The sequence below is a fragment of the Halolamina sp. C58 genome (assembly GCF_051195095.1).
Lineage (GTDB): Archaea > Halobacteriota > Halobacteria > Halobacteriales > Haloferacaceae > Halolamina.
Map to the genome: position 1 here is coordinate 313,263 of NZ_JBNTJY010000001.1, position 15,954 is coordinate 329,216.

The 15,954-nt window shown below is 69.2% G+C and carries 14 protein-coding genes; 8 read left to right on the plus strand and 6 right to left on the minus strand.

What is annotated here, in order from left to right; all coding sequences use genetic code 11:
- The first annotated feature begins 119 nt into the window (after positions 1–119).
- Positions 120–911: an inositol monophosphatase family protein gene (locus ACQUSM_RS01780; RefSeq protein WP_435115168.1), complete on the plus strand. Its 792-nt coding sequence runs from the start codon at positions 120–122 to the stop codon at positions 909–911.
- A gap of 6 nt (positions 912–917) precedes the next feature.
- On the opposite strand, the gene ACQUSM_RS01785 is transcribed toward ACQUSM_RS01780, so the two are convergent.
- Positions 918–1,583 (minus strand): 2,5-diamino-6-(ribosylamino)-4(3H)-pyrimidinone 5'-phosphate reductase, encoded by a 666-nt coding sequence (locus tag ACQUSM_RS01785; protein ID WP_435115169.1) that lies wholly within the window; start codon positions 1,581–1,583, stop codon positions 918–920.
- Between the two features lie 82 nt (positions 1,584–1,665).
- Here ACQUSM_RS01785 and ACQUSM_RS01790 point away from each other — a divergent pair, with 82 nt between their 5' ends.
- Positions 1,666–2,880: an FAD-dependent oxidoreductase gene (locus ACQUSM_RS01790; RefSeq protein ID WP_435115170.1), complete on the plus strand. Its 1,215-nt coding sequence runs from the start codon at positions 1,666–1,668 to the stop codon at positions 2,878–2,880.
- A 134-nt stretch (positions 2,881–3,014) separates the two neighbouring features.
- Here the strand turns inward: ACQUSM_RS01790 and ileS are convergent, their stop codons facing one another.
- Positions 3,015–6,167, minus strand: coding sequence for an isoleucine--tRNA ligase (gene ileS, locus ACQUSM_RS01795; RefSeq protein WP_435115171.1), 3,153 nt, complete (start codon positions 6,165–6,167; stop codon positions 3,015–3,017).
- Between the two features lie 458 nt (positions 6,168–6,625).
- Here ileS and ACQUSM_RS01800 point away from each other — a divergent pair, with 458 nt between their 5' ends.
- The 4 genes from ACQUSM_RS01800 to ACQUSM_RS01815 all read left to right on the plus strand — a co-directional run bounded on the left by ACQUSM_RS01800 (position 6,626) and on the right by ACQUSM_RS01815 (position 9,098).
- Positions 6,626–7,270: an alpha/beta hydrolase gene (locus ACQUSM_RS01800; protein ID WP_435115172.1), complete on the plus strand. Its 645-nt coding sequence runs from the start codon at positions 6,626–6,628 to the stop codon at positions 7,268–7,270.
- Between the two features lie 105 nt (positions 7,271–7,375).
- Positions 7,376–7,747: a YlbF family regulator gene (locus ACQUSM_RS01805; protein ID WP_435115173.1), complete on the plus strand. Its 372-nt coding sequence runs from the start codon at positions 7,376–7,378 to the stop codon at positions 7,745–7,747.
- Positions 7,748–7,825: 78 nt separating this feature from the next.
- Positions 7,826–8,419 (plus strand): MinD/ParA family ATP-binding protein, encoded by a 594-nt coding sequence (locus tag ACQUSM_RS01810; RefSeq protein WP_435115174.1) that lies wholly within the window; start codon positions 7,826–7,828, stop codon positions 8,417–8,419.
- A gap of 52 nt (positions 8,420–8,471) precedes the next feature.
- The gene (locus tag ACQUSM_RS01815; RefSeq protein ID WP_435115175.1) at positions 8,472–9,098 is read left to right on the plus strand and encodes an RAD55 family ATPase; all 627 of its coding nucleotides are present in this window, start codon (positions 8,472–8,474) and stop codon (positions 9,096–9,098) included.
- Positions 9,099–9,125: 27 nt separating this feature from the next.
- On the opposite strand, the gene ACQUSM_RS01820 is transcribed toward ACQUSM_RS01815, so the two are convergent.
- The 4 genes from ACQUSM_RS01820 to ACQUSM_RS01835 form a co-directional block, all read right to left on the minus strand.
- Positions 9,126–10,289: a PQQ-binding-like beta-propeller repeat protein gene (locus tag ACQUSM_RS01820; RefSeq protein WP_435115176.1), complete on the minus strand. Its 1,164-nt coding sequence runs from the start codon at positions 10,287–10,289 to the stop codon at positions 9,126–9,128.
- 101 nt (positions 10,290–10,390) lie between these two features.
- Positions 10,391–11,422 (minus strand): tyrosine-type recombinase/integrase, encoded by a 1,032-nt coding sequence (locus tag ACQUSM_RS01825; protein ID WP_435115177.1) that lies wholly within the window; start codon positions 11,420–11,422, stop codon positions 10,391–10,393.
- Positions 11,412–11,810 (minus strand): DUF5805 domain-containing protein, encoded by a 399-nt coding sequence (locus ACQUSM_RS01830; protein ID WP_435115178.1) that lies wholly within the window; start codon positions 11,808–11,810, stop codon positions 11,412–11,414. The genes ACQUSM_RS01825 and ACQUSM_RS01830 overlap by 11 nt, the downstream gene beginning before the upstream one ends.
- 177 nt (positions 11,811–11,987) lie before the next feature.
- Positions 11,988–13,352: an amidohydrolase gene (locus ACQUSM_RS01835; RefSeq protein ID WP_435118257.1), complete on the minus strand. Its 1,365-nt coding sequence runs from the start codon at positions 13,350–13,352 to the stop codon at positions 11,988–11,990.
- Between the two features lie 267 nt (positions 13,353–13,619).
- On the opposite strand from ACQUSM_RS01835, the gene rocF reads away from it, so the two are divergent.
- Both rocF and purD read left to right on the plus strand, forming a co-directional pair.
- On the plus strand, positions 13,620–14,549 hold the full coding sequence (gene rocF / locus ACQUSM_RS01840; protein WP_435115179.1) for an arginase: 930 nt from the start codon (positions 13,620–13,622) through the stop codon (positions 14,547–14,549).
- A gap of 73 nt (positions 14,550–14,622) precedes the next feature.
- Entirely contained in the window at positions 14,623–15,930 is a 1,308-nt protein-coding gene (gene purD, locus ACQUSM_RS01845) for a phosphoribosylamine--glycine ligase (RefSeq protein WP_435115180.1), read from the plus strand.
- The last annotated feature ends 24 nt before the right edge of the window (positions 15,931–15,954 follow it).

Here is a 15,954-nt window from a genome sequence, read left to right on the forward strand (position 1 = left end):
GCGATGGCTAATAAGGGTTCGTCCCACCCCCTGACCGGTGGACGAACTCCGTCGCCCCCGGGCGTCGACGAGTGGCCCGGACCGAACGACCCTTGCCTCTGGGTGAGACACGGGGTGGTATGGACAGCACCACACGCCTGACGCTCGCTCGCGAGGCTGCCAGAGCGGGCGCCGAGGTCGCACACGGGGGGTTCCGGGGGCCGCTGACCGTCGAGACGAAGAAGAACGCCCTCGACTCAGTGACGGAGTTCGATCGCGAGGTTCAGCGGCACGTGGTGGGGATGTTCCGAGAGGACGACTCCGACGCGGTGATCGTCGGCGAGGAAGAGCTGCCCGACGTCGAAACTCGAACGACCCTCCCGGAGAGCGGCGCCGCCTGGGTGGTCGACCCGATCGACGGCACCAACAACTTCGTCGCGGGCAACCGGATCTGGGGCTGTGCGGTCGCCGCCGTCGAGGACGGCGACGCCGTCGCCGCGGTCAACGAGTTTCCGGCGTTGGGCGACAGCTTCGCTGCCGGCGGCGACGGGGCGATGCGCAACGGCGAGTCCTGTAGTGTGAGCGACCGGTCGGACCCCGAGACGTTCACGATCAACCCGATCTTCGGTCTCGAGCCGCGCGACCGCCGGAAGCTGGCGGCGTACATCACCACCATCGCCGAGGAGTTCGGCGACAGCCGCCGCTTCGGGAGCTCGCAGTACGCGCTCTCTTCGGTCGCCGCCGGGGAACTGGACGCCGCCGTTTCGGGAGTCGAACTCTCGCCGTGGGACACCGTCGGCGGTGTCCATCTGGTCCGGGAGGCGGGCGGCACCGTCACCGATCTGGAGGGGAACCGCTGGACGCCCGGCGACTCCGGCATCATCGCTTCGAACGGAAAGGCTCACGACGAACTCGTCGCCGCTTTCGACTGACGGTACTCAGGCGTCGTACGTCAACACGACGCCGCCGTCGAGCTGCTCCACGTCAGTCAGCGACAGCTGCGGGAAGGAGTCCGGATCGGTGAACCCCTCCCCGTCCGCAAGCGTCGGCGCGTCACGGCCACCGATCACGACCGAGCCGACGTAGACGGTCAGCCGGTCGACGAGGCCGGCTTCGAACAGCGAGAAAATGAGTTCGCCGCCACCCTCGACGAGCAGGCGCTCGAGGCCGTGTGCTTCGAGGCGGTCGAACGCCGCGGCGAGGTCGACCCGTCCCGACCCCGCCGTGATCACGGTCGCGCCGGCCGCCGAGAGCGCCGCCACGTCCGCGTCGTCGGCGTCCTCGCTCACGAGCACGTACGTCGCGGCTGCGTCGTCCAGCAGCTCCGCGTCCGGCGGCGTCCGTGCGCGGGAGTCCGCGACCACGCGGGCGGGGTTCGCCGGCTCCCCGTCGCGTTCCCGCCGGGTGCGTCGGTCGGCCTCCTTGACGGTCAGCCCGGGATCGTCCGCCAGTACGGTTCCGACCCCGACGAGCACGCCGTCGACGCCCGCACGGAGCTCGTCCATCCGGTCGAAGTCCGCCGGGCCGGAGATCGCCACCTGCTCGCGCTCGCGTGTCGAGAGCTTCCCGTCGACGCTCTGGGCGGCGTTCACGTGGACGTGCACACGTCCCGTTCGGGCCGCGCGGGAGTCGACTCTTTCGGTCCGAGCGGGAACGCTGAAGTCGCGGCACGACCGAACTCCGTCGATGACTGTCGAGACGGAGGTAGCCGTGATCGGCGGCGGTGCCACCGGCGTCGGCGTCGCTCGCGACCTCGCGATGCGTGGCGTCGACGTGGCGCTGCTCGAACGCGGCACGGGACTCAACGCCGGTACGTCGGGACGCTCACACGGCGTGCTCCACAGCGGCGCGCGGTACGCCGAGTCCGACCCCGAAGGAGCCGCCGACTGTCTACGGGAGAATCGAACCCTCCGCGAGATCGCCCCCGGCTGTGTCGCCGAGTCCGGCGGGCTGTTCGTCCGCCTCGCGGACGACGACCCGGCGTACTTCGACCGGAAGCTCGACGCCTGTCGGGAGATCGGAATGGAGCCGGCGCGTCTCGACCCCGGCGATATCCGCGATCGGGTTCCCGGAATCGCCGAAGGTGTCGAGGAGGGGTTCGCCGTTCCCGACGGCGTCGTCTCCCCCGCACGGCTCGTGGCCGCGACAGCGGCGAGCGCCCGTGACCACGGCGCGAGTATCCACACCGGATCGCCGGTCGCCGATATCGACGCCGGTGCGAACTCCGAGCGCCTCGCTGTTCGCGTCGACGGCGGCCCCACGATCGCCGCCGATTCGGTGGTGAACGCGGCGGGCCCGTGGGCGGGCGAGGTCGCCGCGATGGCCGGCGCAGAACTGGAGATGCGCCCGACCCGGGGCGTGATGGTGGCCGTCGACTACTCGGAACTCGCCCCGGTTCTCAATCGGTGTCGCGAGCCGGCCGACGGCGACATCGTCGTCCCCCACGGCGAGCAGGCGGTTCTCGGGACGACCAGCGTCGCCGTCGACGATCCCGACACGTTCGACCGCGAGGACTGGGAGGTAGAGCGGACGCTCTCGGAGTGTGCCGCGATGCTGCCGGCGCTTGGGGACGCGACGGTTGAGCGCACCTACTGGGGGCTCCGACCGCTGTACGAACCGGACGAACTCGCTCGTGATGGGCGGGGCATCTCGCGGGACTTCGCGGTCGTCGCTCACGACGCTGCACCGGGGCTGGTCAGCGTCGTCGGCGGGAAGCTCACCACCTACCGGCGTATGGCCGAAGCCGTGGCTGATCGCGTCTGTGAGGGGTTGGGCGTCGAGGAGCGCTGCCGAACTGCCGAGGAATCGTTACCGGGTGCGGGCGATCCCGAGCGACTCGACGAACTGGCTCGCGAGTTCGGCGCGGTCGGACCGGCCGACAGCGACGTGGTCAGCGAGTAGCGAACAGTCGGAGCGGGCTGGTCGGCGCGACGGGCTCCGAACTCCGGCCGTGTTCGTCGCGCCGCAGTGTTCAGGTCACGCCACGGGCTGGTCCCGGTATCGGTCAAAAAGGTTCGTAGCTGGGGGCGCGTCGTTCAGCCGTCGACCGGCTCGACGCCGATCGTCACCGTGACGCCCTCGATCTCCCACTCCTCGACGAGCCCGTGGTCCTCGTCGATCTCGCTCACGTCGACGAACTCGGCGGCCCGGACTTCCTCGGCCACCAGATCGCGGCGGTCGTCGAAGAACCCGGCAACGCGCTCGTCGTTGATCTCGACTGCGACGCGGATCTCCTCCTCCACGTCGAGATCGAGCCGCTTGCGGGTCTCCTGCACCCGTCGGATCAGGTCGCGGGCGTACCCCTCGCGCTCGATTTCTTCGGTGAGTTCGGTGTTCACGTAGACGCTGCCGCCGTCGAACTCGGCACCGGAGACGTGTTCGGGCGGTTCGGCGTCGTACTCGACCATCTCGTCGGTGAGTTCGACGACTTCGCCGTTCACTTCGACGCCGTCCTCGACTGCCTCGCGGGGCTCGCCGCGGACGGCAGCCATCACGTCCTGCGCGTCGCCGCCGAACGCCGGACCGACCACGCTCATCTGCGGGTCCGCGATCTCGACCAAGTCCTCGTACTGGTCGGTAACCGTGAGCTGCTGGGCGTTCACACGCTCGAGGAAGAGGTCCTCGAGGTCGCGCATCGCGTCGGCGACCGTCTCGTCGTCGGTCTCGACGACGACCTCCTGCACGGGCCAGCGGAGCTTCCGCCCGCCCTGCTGGCGCGCGTTTGCGGCGGCCTCCTCCACCTCGCGGAGCACAGCCATGTTCCGCTCCAGTTCGGGGTCGTGCCACTCGTCGTCCGGCGTCGGCGCCGCGAGCATGTGCACCGTGTCGGCCTCGCCGTCGAGCGTCTGGTACATCCGGTCGGCGAGGTACGGCGTGAACGGCGCGAGCAGGCGGACGACCTCGTCGAGGACGGTCGAGAGCGTCGCGTACGCGCCGCGCTTGCTCGCGGAGTCGCTCTCCTCCCACATGCGCTCCCGGATCGCCTTCACGTAGAACCGGCTCACGTCCTCGGTGACGAAGTCGAGCAGCGTGTTGAGCGCGTCGTGGACGGCGTACTCCTCCCACGCCTCCTCGGTCTCCTGTTCGACCGTCTGGAGTCGGGAGAGCACCCACTCGTCGACGAGGCTGAGTTCCCCATCATCGAGGTCGGCCTCGCCGGGATCGTAGTCGTCCAGCTCCATGTACGGCAGCGGGAACCGGAACACGTTCCAGAGGATGTTGAGCGTCGACTGCATCTCGTCGAGCCCGTCCCACTCGAAGCGCAGGTCCGCGCCGTGCTGGTCGTGCTGGAGCAGGTACGCCCGGAGCGGGTCGCGACCGACCTCCTCGATCGCCTCGTGGGGCGTGACGATGTTGCCGAGGCTCTTGGACATCTTCCGGCCGTCGCTGTCCAGCGCGAACCCGTGCATCACGACCTCGTCGTACGGGACCTGATCGACCGCGGCGGTGCCCATGCCCAGCTGCGACCAGAACCAGCCGCGGGTCTGGTCGTGGGCCTCGACGATCACGTCGGCGGGCCAGAACTCGTCGAACTGCTCGTCCTCGCTGGGGAAGTCCAGCGTCCCCCACGAGGCGACGGAGGAGTCCAGCCACACGTCGAACACGTCCGGAACGCGGGTGTAGGTCGTGCCGTCTTCGGTGATCGTGAGGTCGTCGACGGTCGGCCGGTGGAGGTCGAGCTCGTCGGCCGCCACGTTTTGATCGGCGCGGTCGGCGAGCTCCTCGCGCGTGCCGACGACGATCCAGTCCTCCTCGGTGGTCTCCTCGGTCGTGCTGTCCTCGGGCGTCCAGATCGGGATCGGAATCCCCCAGTAGCGCTGCCGGGAGACGTTCCAGTCCGGGGAGTCCTCGATGAAGTTCCGGAAGCGGTTGTCCCGGGCCTCCGGCGGGTGCCACTCGCTGTCCTCCATGTTCTCGAGCAGGTCCTCCTTCACGTCGGTGACGGTGACGAACCACTGCTCGGTCGCGAGGAAGATGATGTCCGTGTCACACCGCCAGCACTGCCCGTAGTCGTGGGTGTACGTCTCGTGAGCGAGCAGGTAGCCGTTCTCCCGGAGGTCGTCGATGATCTCCTCGTTGGCGTCGCGGACGAACTGGCCGGCGTACTTGCCGGCGCGCCCGTCGTACACGCCGTCGCTCTCCACGGGACAGAAGATGTCCAGCCCGAGTTCGTCGCCGCGCTCGAAGTCCTCCTGCCCGTGGCCGGGCGCGGAGTGGACCAGCCCGGTGCGGTCGGTCTCGACGTAGTCGGCGTGGTACACCTCGCCGGCGCCGACGAAGGAGGGGTGGTCGGGCACCTCCTCGGCCAGCGGGTGGTCGTACTGCCAGCCGATCAGCGCTTCGCCGGGGAGCTCCGCCTCGATCTCGTACTCGTCGTACCGACCCTTCTTCAGTACGTCCTCGACGCAGTCGGTCGCGAGGTACAGCACGTCCGTCTCGCCGTCTCTCTCGGCGCGCACCTTCGCGTACGTCGCGGCCTCGTCGACGGCGACGAACGTGTTCGCGGGCACGGTCCACGGCGTCGTCGTCCACGCGACGAGGCTGCCCTCGCGGTCGGCAAGCGGGAACTGCACGTAGATCGAGGGGTCCTCGACCTGGTGGTACTCCACCTCGTTCTTCGCGATCGCGGTCTCACACCGCGGGCACTGCGTGATCGAGCGCTTCCCCTGCTCGACCAGCCCGTTGTCGTGGGCCTGCGAGAACGCCCACCAGGCGGACTCCATGTACTCCGGCGAGATCGTCTGGTAGGGGTTCTCCCAGTCCATCCAGACGCCGATGGACTGGAAGTCCTCGTCCATGTTCTCGCGGTTCTCGACGGCGAACCGCTTGCACTCCTCGATGAACTTCTCCATCCCGTACTCCTCGATGTCCTGCTTGGAGTCGAAGCCGAGCTCCTGCTCGACTTTCGTCTCGATGGGCAGGCCGTGCATGTCGTACCCCGGCCGGTCGGTGACGTGGTGACCCTCCATCCGCTTGCGCCGGATGACGGCGTCCTTGAGGGTCTTGTTCCACGCCGTCCCGAGGTGCATCTGCCCGGAGGTGTACGGCGGGCCGTCGACGAAGAAGAATGGCGGGTCGTCGGCGTGTGCCTCCTTGGTCCGTTCGTAGGCGTCGTGGTCGTCCCAGTACGCCGAGACGGTGTCCTCCACCGCCCGCGGGTCGTACTGGTCCGGGACCTCCTCGTCCATACGTCTTGGCTGTGTTGGGTCGCTTATCAACCCGGTGGTCCGGCAGTCTCGGTGTTGGATGGACCTCGTTACCAAATTCCGTTCTGGCTGTCCGTCGCGAAGAGATGTGAACTGCCAGTGCTGTGGCGCGAAGCGGTCGCGCCTCCGTGCGCGACCCGAGCGCGAGGGACGAACGAGCGAACGCAGTGAGCGAGTGAGTCGGCTGGGGAGGCGTGTGGGCTGTGCGGGCGGGACTGAAAGGGGCAGTTCGCTCCGGAAACCCCGACGACGCAAGCACCGCAGGCGAGCGAAGCGAGCCGAGGAGCGCAGCGAGTCGCGGGACCGGAGCGAATTGGGGCTTTCACGGTGTTGCTGACCAGTTTCGTCGCTACACCGCCGTTCGAGAACCGGTACCTACCGACTCAGAATCCGTGTCACGAAGGAGAGCTTCAAACCGCTCCCCCGCCAACGTTCACGTAATGACCGACATCCCGCTCGAACACGTCCACCGCGAACCCGACAGCGACACCGGTAACGCCGTCTTCGTCCTCCACGGCCGTGGCGCCGACGAGCAGGACCTCCTCCCCGTCGCGGACCGCCTGCCCGGCGACCGCCACATCGTGAGCTTCCGCGCGCCGGACCGGCTGCGCGGCGGCTACACCTGGTACGATCTCGACCTCTCTGGCGGCGGGCTCGAGTCGAGCCAGCCCGACCCCGATGGGTTCCGCCGGAGCCTCGACGTGGTTGCCGAGTCGGTCGATGCCGCCGTCGACGCCTACGACCTCGACCCGGACAGCCTCGGCCTGTTGGGGTTCAGTCAGGGTGCGATCACCAGCCTCTCGACGGTGCTCGAACGGCCCGACACGTTCGCGTGGGTCGCCGCCCACCACGGCTACCTCGCGGAGTCCCACGCCGACCGCTCGCCGGACGGGATCGAGGGCAAGCCCGTGTTCGTCGCCGCCGGCGCGGCCGACCAGATCATCCCCGCGAGCCGCTCGGAGGCGGCCGCCGAGGGGATGCGCGAGGCCGGCGCCGACGTGACGTTCGGCACGTTCGAAGGGGGCCACGGGATCGGCCCGGACGAGCTCGATGCGGTGCAGGAGTTCGTCGACCAGCACGACTAGCCCGTCCCGCGTAGTCGGGGAGCCGGACTGCGCCCCAACCAGCCGCCGGTAGCGGACCGGGGCCGCGGTCGGTAGCCCTAAATCTGCCCGTCACCAACCCCGTGTATGAGCGTCGCCAAGACCGTCGAGGATCTCGGTGCCGAGCTCGGCGAACGCATCGCCGCCACCGACGAGTACGAGCGCTTCGAGGCAGCCAAACGCGCCGTCGAGGAAAGTGAGGAGGCCCAGCGGCGCATCGACGAGTTCGAGTCGCTCCGGGCCGAGCTCACGACCGCCCGGCAGACCGGCGAGGCCGATCAGGAGCTCGTCGACGAGGTCCGGCAGGCCCAGCACGAACTCCACTCGCTGCCGGAGATGGCGGAGTTCCTCGAAGCACAGGAGGCGTTCCAGGCACGCCTCGACGCCGTGAACGACGCGATCTCCTCGGAACTCGTCGTCGACTTCGGCGGCGAAGCCGGCGGCTGCTGTCAGGACTGACCGCGACGCGGAGAGTCGCAGTCTGTCAGGACGAATCGCGACCGAGACCTTTTGTCGGAGACCGCGACCAGTAGCCCCATGCTCGCGATCGCCGGCGGCAAGGGCGGTGTCGGGAAGACGACGACCGCGCTCGGCCTCGCCGCCGCCCTCCCCGACCGCCCGTTGGTCGTCGACGCCGACTGCGACATGCCGGACCTCCACGCGCTCGCCGGCGTGCCTGCCGACGAGGGGCCTCACCCCTGCTCGGCACACGACTGTCGTGTCCTCCCCACGCCGGCGGACACTCCCGAGTCGGTCGAGCAGCGGCTCGCACGCCTCCGCAGTCGAGAGAGCGACGGCCACACGCTCGTCGACACCCCCGCCGGTGCGGGCGTCGACGCCGCGACGCCGCTCCGGCTCGCGGACGGCATCGTGCTGGTGAGCACCGCCTGTGCGCCGGCGCTCCGGGACGCTGCCAAGACGGCGTCGATGGCCCGTGCGGTCGGCACCCCCGTCGTCGGCGCCGTCCTCACCCGCACCCTCGCCCGCCCGCCGAACGCGGCGGAGCTGCTCGGCTGTCCGCTCCTCGGTGTGGTTCCCGACGCCGCGGGCCGACCACTCGACGACCGGCGAGTTCGCGAGCGGTACGAGGCGGCCGCGACTGCACTTCTCGACGTGACGACATCGTCGTGAGTGGCTGTAGCTGCACGGAACGCTTTTGGTTCACAAACGAGTACCAGTGTCCATGGCGAGACGGCTCTCGACCGGCATCAACGTCCTCGATCGCGAGATCGAGGGCGGACTCCCGGCGGGCTCGATCGTGCTGCTCTCCGCCGAGCCCGCCAGCCAGTCGGAGCTGTTCCTCTACGAACTCACCGCCGAGCGGCAGACTCTCTACCTCACGACCGTCCGGTCAGATCAGGCCGTCGTCGACGCGATCGACCGGACGACCACCCGAACGGGCGATCCGACGGTCCGTGACGTGGGCGGCGACGCGCCGCTCGACCGGGCGAACCGCCTGATCGGCACGCTGCCCGAGGAAGCGACGCTGATCGTCGACGTGGTCGACGCGCTGGAGCGCTACGATCGGGGTCGCTACCGGCGCTTCCTCAACGAGCTCCAGACCGTGATGGTCAACACCGGTGGCGTCGCGATCCTCCACGGGCTGAACGGCGTCGACGTGCCGAACCACCGCGACCTGACCGCCCACGTCGCAGATGTCGTGTTCGACCTGCGGACGACCGTCACCAACGCCGAGGTGGAGAACCGCCTCGTGATCCCCAAGTTCCGCGGCGGGAAGGCGCTCTCCGAGCCGATCAAGCTCCGGCTGGCCGAGAGCGTCAACATCGACACTTCCCGGGACATCGCCTGACCCGGCAGCGTCCCTTCCCGCAGTCGCTCACTCGCCCAGCGCCAGCAGTCGACCGCTGTCCCCGGTGACGAACAGCGCCCCCGGGGAGACGACGGCGTCGCCTCCACCGCCGGGCGTTACGGACCACCGTTCGCCCCCGGTCGCCGCCGAGAGCGCAGTAATCCGCCCCTCTCCGGTGAGGAGCACGCTGTCGCCGACGACCGTGGGCGCCCCGACCCGTCCGTCCCGCTCGTACCGCCATGACTCCTCGCCGTCGTGTGTGATCGCGTACAGCGTCTCGCGGCCGGTGGCGTACACGTGCTCGTCGTCGACGGCTATCGGCCGATTTCCGCTGTCGAGGACGTTGAACACCCATCGCTGCTCGCCGTCGGTCCCGTAGGCGATCACGAGCCCGTAGCTCTGCACCACGAGTAGATCCCCGTGGACGACCGGCCCGGCCGTCACGGGTTCGGTCTCCGCGCGCCATCGCTCCCCGCCGTCGTCGATATCCAACGCGACGATGCCGGTCGCTCCCGAGTTCGAACCGACGTACAGCGTCTCGCCGTCGACCGCGGCCGGGGTCGTGAACGTCGTGCTCCCCCGCTGGGTGGTGTCCTCGATCTGCTGCGACCACAGAACCGACCCGTCCGCGACCCACAGCGCGTGGACGGTTCCGCTCCAGTCCGGAACGTACGCGACGCCGCCGTCGACGGTCGGCGGTGCGGTGAGCCGCGCGTCCACGTCGTACAGCCACTCCTCCTCGCCGTACCGCGATCCGAAACAGAGCACCCGACCGCGTTCGAGCGATCGTTTCCCCGTCACCACTACACGCTCCCCGACGACTCCCGGCGCCCCGTTGAGGTCGATCCGCGATGGCGCCCACCAGCGTGTCTCGCCGGTCGACGCGTCGAGGGCGTAGAGACGGTGGAACGACCGCGACTCCGGCGAAACAGCGTCGGCCGGCACGTACAGCCGCCCGTCGGCGAGCGCGGGTGTCCCGGCGGCCCGGACGCCGTCGAGCTCTCGTCCCCAGACCGTGGCGGGGTCGCTGGGACCATTGTCGACACGCCGCGTGTGGCCGGCATCGTGGCCGTCCATCCGCCATTCGCCGTCGACGCTACCGAGCTCACCGTTCGGGAGCTCTCCTGACAGACATCCGGCGAGTCCCACGGTTGCGGCCGAGGCTGCGAGGAAGGCTCTGCGGGAGGGCATGGGCCCTCTCGTGGCGGGGCGAAGTTGAATCCTTCCCCGACGTTTTCGATATCGCGAAATAGAGTTTACAAGTCGCAGAGCCGTCGCGCTCCGCTCGTCGATCAGTCGAACCGGTAGATGTTCGCGACGTACGTCTCCCGAACCTGGTCCCCCCAGTTGTGGGTGTAGGTGTCGATCACGTCGCTGGCGACGTCCCCGCGGAGGTACTTCACGACGCCGCGGTCGCCGGTGCGATCGCGGAGGTGTGTGGTGAAGAAGTGCCGGAAGTAGTGGGGAGTGACGTTCTCGCCGGCGCCCGCGCCGGGCTCGTACCAGCCCATCTCCTCGGCGTACCTCCGGACGTAGTGTCTGACCGCGCGTGCGGTGAGTCGTTCGCCCCAGTCGCCCGCGGTCGAGACGAACAGCGGCTCCGCCGCTGACGGCGTGTCCGGCCGGATCGCCAGCCAGCGACGGAGTCCGCGCCGAAGTTCGTCGTCGACGGGGATCACCGTCGACCGCTTGCGCTTGTTCGACTCCTCGCGCACCTCGCCGTTGTACTCCTCCCCGCGTGCGGGCGCGCTGTCGACGTATATCGCGTCACCACGCCCGTCGAGCTGGGGCCGGCCGTCGAGGCCGTACCGTTCGAGCCCGGGCTCGGAGAGCCGCAGATCCCGACAGTCGAGGTTACAGAGCTCGCCCACGCGCATCCCGGTTTTCAACAGCGTCAGGACGATCGCGTGGTGGAGCGGGTGAGAGATCCGGCCGAGGAACTCCCCCATGGTCGCCACGTCGACGTCCCGCCGCTCGGGATCCTTCTCGATCGACTCGTCCATCTCCTCCATCACCAGCGCCATGGGGTTCTCCTCGAAGGCGCCCACCCGGGTCATGTAGTCGTAGAACCGATTGACCGTCGTGGCGTAGGTGGCGACGGTGCTCGGCGAGAGCTCCGACCGAAGGGAGTGAAGCCACGCCAGACAGTCCCGGTGGCCGGCGGATCCGGGATCGGTGGCCCGTCCCTCGAGGAACTCGGCGAACCCCCGAAGCACCCGCTCGTAGGCGTCGCGGGTGCGTTCGGCCCGGCCGTGCATCTCCATGTCCTCGAGGTAGTAGTCGACTGGGTCGGCCACCTCGGCGTCGGGAGACCTACTCGCCATCGAGCACGTACCCTCCGTCCCTGCCGCTGTAGCGGATCGCCTCCGACTCCTGTGTGATTCGATCCAGACGGTCCTCGAAGTCGCCCAGCACCGCGTCGACCAACTCGTCCCAGCCGACCGCCTCCTCCGACGAGAGGACTTCGTGGACACGCGTTTCGAGGCCGTCTCCCCCGGGGTTCGAGTCCGAAGAACTGCCTTCCTCGGGGTTCCTCGTTCCCCCCGGCTCGTCGGCCGGTTCGAAGCCGTTCCGGCCCGCCTGGACCATCGTCCGGACGAACTCGCTCTGGCTCATTCCGAGCTCGTCGGCGGCCTCTCGCCACTGGTCGCGCTGGTGGGCGGGCACCCGCGTCTTGACCTGCACCGTCTCGCTGTCGGCGTCCTCGGCCATGGATCGAGCGTCCGCCGCCGAGCACATCAACGTACCGGTAACAGGGATTAGGGCACTAATCCTCTAGTGCGGTACCGGTTCCCTTCCGCATATGTGCACCGGAATTGTCGATATTCGTTATTCGGTACCTCCAACGTCGATCTGTAGTCGGAACTATCGTGGTCCCGTCAACGTCGATCATCGTGTGAGCTCGAACGGCGGCTCCGCGTCCGCGGGGAGGGGGTTCTCGTACTCGCCCACTTCGCGTTCGAATTCCTCGCGTGCGGCGGCGAGTCGCTCCCCGTCAGTCAGCAGGTCGAGCGTCGAACCGGCGAGCAGTTTCGCCACGTAGGGCAGCGCCGTCCGGCCGAAGTCGCCGTTCGCGACGACGGCCTGCCAGGAGTGTCCGGGCGTGCCCAGCGCCCACGTCGTCGCGCGGAACTGTGCGGTGGGCGTGATCTGGCTCACTTCGCCGACGTCGGTGCTCCCGCCCCCGGGATCGCCCTCGTCGAAGGCGTCCATGGGTTCGCCGTACAGCGCGGCGTCGGCGGCCGCGTCGTCGTGTGGCGGCTCGAACTCCGCGATTCGGTCCTCGATCGCGCCGTCGGGGAACGTCTCCTGGAGCTCGGCGGCGAGCTCGCGTTCGTCTTCGTCGAACGTGACGGGCCCGAGATCGGCCATGTTCTCCCGGAACGTGTCGGCGATAGCCGAGTTGGAGACGAGCCGGTGGACGCCCGTGTAGTAGCGTTCGCTGACAGCGGTCCGGCTCATCGTCGCCGCGCCCGTCGCGATCTCGCGCAGCCACTCGGTGACGCGTTCGACCCCGCTTCGCGTCGGCGCACGAACGAAGTACCAGACCGACGCCTCCGCAGGGACGACGTTGGGCGCGTTCCCGCCCTCCTGGACGTTGTAGTGGACGCGCACCGCCTCCGGGACGTGTTCGCGCATGTACTCGACGCCCGTGTTGAGCAGCTGGACGCCGTCGAGTGCACTCCGGCCGGATTCGGGCGACGCTGCGGCGTGGGCGCTCTCACCCTCGAAGGTGAACGAGAGGGAGTCCATCGCGAGTGAGCTGCCACGCTGTGGCGCGGTGTGATCGCTCGGGTGCCACGTCACGGCGGCCGCGAGGTCGTCGAACGCGCCGTCACGGGCCATGAACGTCTTGCCCACCAGCGTCTCCTCGGCGGGACAGCCGTAGAACCGGACCTCCCCGTCGGCGTCGCCGCGGTCCAGCGCCCGGGCGACGGCGATAGCGGCGCCGACCCCCGCCGTTCCGAACAGATTGTGCCCGCAGCCGTGGCCCGGTTCGCCAGCTTCGATCGGCGAGCGTTCCGTCGTGACCGCCTGCGAGAGCCCGGGGAGCGCGTCGTACTCGCCGAGAATGCCGATCGTCGGTCCGTCTCCGGCAGCGTAGCTCGCGACGAACGCCGTCGGCATGTCGCCGACGCCGGCAGTGACCTCGAACCCTGCGTCGACGAGGGTCTCCCTGAGCAGCCTGCTCGCACGCTCCTCGTGGAGCCCTAGCTCCGGGTGCTCCCAGAGATCGACCGCGAGCTCGTCCATCCGGTCGGCGAGGTCGTCGACGTCGTCGAACAGCCGTTGTTTCACGCCAGCACCCGAGGCCGGCGGCCGCTTAACTCCTCGCCCAGCGGTGAACTGATGCTGTTCGGCCGAGGTCCCGTGACGCTGCGGCGACTTGTAAACTCTATACCGCAATATCGAACTTCGTGGTGGAGCGTTGCCGAACGACCCCAGCAGAAAGAACCGGCCGGGATCGACTGCCGGACTGAACCCCGGGAAGCTAACCCCACGGGTGGCGTACCGGCGCGTATGTCCGAAAACTCCGAGAAGCGTCAGCAGTCGGTGCGGATCATCGGCGCGCCGACGGACTACGGGCAGGACCGGCGGGGGGTCGACATGGGGCCGTCGGCGATCCGTTACGGCGGACTGAGTGAGAGACTCTCCGAGGCCGGGGTCGACGACGAGGACGCGGGGGACCTCCTCGTTCCCCGTGCCGAGGAGCGTGACGCTCACTACCGTACGCCCAGCGAGGGGAAAGCCCGGTTCCTCCGGGAGACAGAGGACGTCTGCAGCCGGCTGGCCGAGGAGGTTCGCGGATCGATCGCCGACGGCGCTACCCCCCTGGTGTTGGGCGGCGACCACTCGATCGCTATCGGCACCGTCTCCGGCTCGGCAGCCGACGCCGAGATCGGCGCCGTCTGGTTCGACGCCCACGGCGACCTCAACACGCCGACGACGACGCCATCGGGCAACGTTCACGGGATGCCGCTGGCGGCACTGCTCGGCGTGAAGGAGTGGGAAGGCGTCGACTGGGCCAACGCGCCGTCGCTCTCGCCGGAGAACGTCGCGATCGTCGGCCTGCGCTCGGTCGACGACGCCGAGCGTGAACTGCTTCGGGACAGCGAGATCAGCGCGTTCACGATGTCCGAGATCGACGACCGAGGCCTCGACGAGGTGGTCGACGACGCCCTCGCGGTCGCCGGCGACGGCACCGACGGCTACCACGTCAGCTTGGACTTGGACTGGCTCGACCCGACGATCGCCCCCGGCGTCGGGACGCCCGTCCGGGGCGGCGTCGACTACCGCGAGGCCCACCACGCGATGGAACAGGTCGCCGCCGACGGCGGCATGCGCTCGATGGAGCTGGTCGAGGTCAACCCCACGCTCGACCAGCACAACGAGACTGCGGAGCTCGCGGTCGAACTCGCGGCCAGCGCGTTCGGCAAACGCATCCTGTAGATATCCGCGTTCGTGTATTTCGACACGGGGTGGGAAGGGAACCTTTACACTCCCGTGTTCATATCCTCCGCCCATGTCCGAGACCGTGCTGGTGATCGGCGGGGGTGGCCGCGAACACGCGATCACGCGTGCGCTGGCGCCCGACGCCGAGGTGTACGCGCTGGCCAGCAACCGGAACCCGGGGATCGCGTCGCTCGCGGCCGGAACCGAGATCGCCGACGAGGGGGATACCGATGCGATCGTCGCGTACGCCGAGAGCATCGGCGCCGACGCCGCAGTGATCGGGCCGGAGTCCGCCCTCGCGGCCGGCGTCGCCGACGCGCTGAACGACGCCGGCGTGTTCACGTTCGGCCCGACCGCCGAGGCCGCCCGGATCGAGACTGACAAGGCCTACCAGCGGGAGTTCATGGCCGAACACGAGATCCCGGGCACGCCCGAGTTCGAGACGTTCGACGACGCCGAGGCCGCCGCGGCGTACGTCGAACGCGTCGAGGGCGACGTGGCGGTCAAGCCGACGGGGCTCACCGGCGGGAAAGGCGTCCGCGTCACCGGCGATCAGGTGACCCACGCCGAAGCTGCCGAGTACGTCCGGGGGAGCGATCACGACGAGTGGGTGATCGAGGAACGCCTCGTCGGCGAGGAGTTCACCGTCCAAGCGTTCGTCCACGACGGGGAGATGCGCCTGACGCCGGCCGTGCAGGACCACAAGCGCGCCTACGAGGGCGACGAAGGGCCGAACACCGGCGGGATGGGGAGCTACACCGACGCCGGGGCGACGCTTCCGTTCATGACGCCACAGGAGTACTACAGCGCCGCGAGCGTGCTGGAGGCTACCGTCGACGCGCTTCCCGAGTACACGGGCGTGCTGTACGGGCAGTTCATGCTGACCGTCGAGGGGCCGAAGGTGGTGGAGTTCAACGCCCGCTTCGGCGACCCCGAAGCGATGAACGTCCTGCCCGTGATGGAGACCCCCCTGCTGGATATCGTGACCGCCGCCCGCGACGGCGAGTCGCTGCCGGAGCCGGCGTTCGCGAACCGCGCGACGGTGTGTAAGTACGCCGTCCCGGCGGGCTACCCGACCGACCCCGACGCAGGCAGCGAGATCGAGGTCGACGAGTCGACGGTCGCAGCCGCCGCCGACGCACACGGCGGCGACGCGCTGCTGTTCTACGCCTCCGTCGACGACCGCGAGGACGGGCTGTTCACGACGACCTCCCGATCGTTCGCGGTCGTCGGCGTCGCCGACGACATCCCGACCGCGGAGGCGCTCGCGGCCGATGCGCTCGAGGCAGCGGGCGATGGGCTGCGGGTCCGTGAGGACGTGGGAACCGAAGAGCTGGTGCAGTCGCGGATCGACCACATGGCGGCGATCCGGGACTGAGCGGGCGGAGAAAGCGGACGGCGC

Excerpts from the sequence above, each read along its gene's own strand:
- ACQUSM_RS01825 (WP_435115177.1), bottom strand. The coding sequence starts at position 11,422 with ATGGCGAGTAGGTCTCCCGACGCCGAGGTGGCCGACCCAGTCGACTAC.
- purD (WP_435115180.1), top strand. The coding sequence starts at position 14,623 with ATGTCCGAGACCGTGCTGGTGATCGGCGGGGGTGGCCGCGAACACGCG.
- ACQUSM_RS01835 (WP_435118257.1), bottom strand. The coding sequence starts at position 13,352 with ATGGACGAGCTCGCGGTCGATCTCTGGGAGCACCCGGAGCTAGGGCTC.
- ACQUSM_RS01830 (WP_435115178.1), bottom strand. The coding sequence starts at position 11,810 with ATGGCCGAGGACGCCGACAGCGAGACGGTGCAGGTCAAGACGCGGGTG.
- ACQUSM_RS01800 (WP_435115172.1), top strand. The coding sequence starts at position 6,626 with ATGACCGACATCCCGCTCGAACACGTCCACCGCGAACCCGACAGCGAC.
- rocF (WP_435115179.1), top strand. The coding sequence starts at position 13,620 with ATGTCCGAAAACTCCGAGAAGCGTCAGCAGTCGGTGCGGATCATCGGC.
- ACQUSM_RS01815 (WP_435115175.1), top strand. The coding sequence starts at position 8,472 with ATGGCGAGACGGCTCTCGACCGGCATCAACGTCCTCGATCGCGAGATC.
- ACQUSM_RS01780 (WP_435115168.1), top strand. The coding sequence starts at position 120 with ATGGACAGCACCACACGCCTGACGCTCGCTCGCGAGGCTGCCAGAGCG.
- ileS (WP_435115171.1), bottom strand. The coding sequence starts at position 6,167 with ATGGACGAGGAGGTCCCGGACCAGTACGACCCGCGGGCGGTGGAGGAC.
- ACQUSM_RS01805 (WP_435115173.1), top strand. The coding sequence starts at position 7,376 with ATGAGCGTCGCCAAGACCGTCGAGGATCTCGGTGCCGAGCTCGGCGAA.
- ACQUSM_RS01810 (WP_435115174.1), top strand. The coding sequence starts at position 7,826 with ATGCTCGCGATCGCCGGCGGCAAGGGCGGTGTCGGGAAGACGACGACC.
- ACQUSM_RS01790 (WP_435115170.1), top strand. The coding sequence starts at position 1,666 with ATGACTGTCGAGACGGAGGTAGCCGTGATCGGCGGCGGTGCCACCGGC.
- ACQUSM_RS01820 (WP_435115176.1), bottom strand. The coding sequence starts at position 10,289 with ATGCCCTCCCGCAGAGCCTTCCTCGCAGCCTCGGCCGCAACCGTGGGA.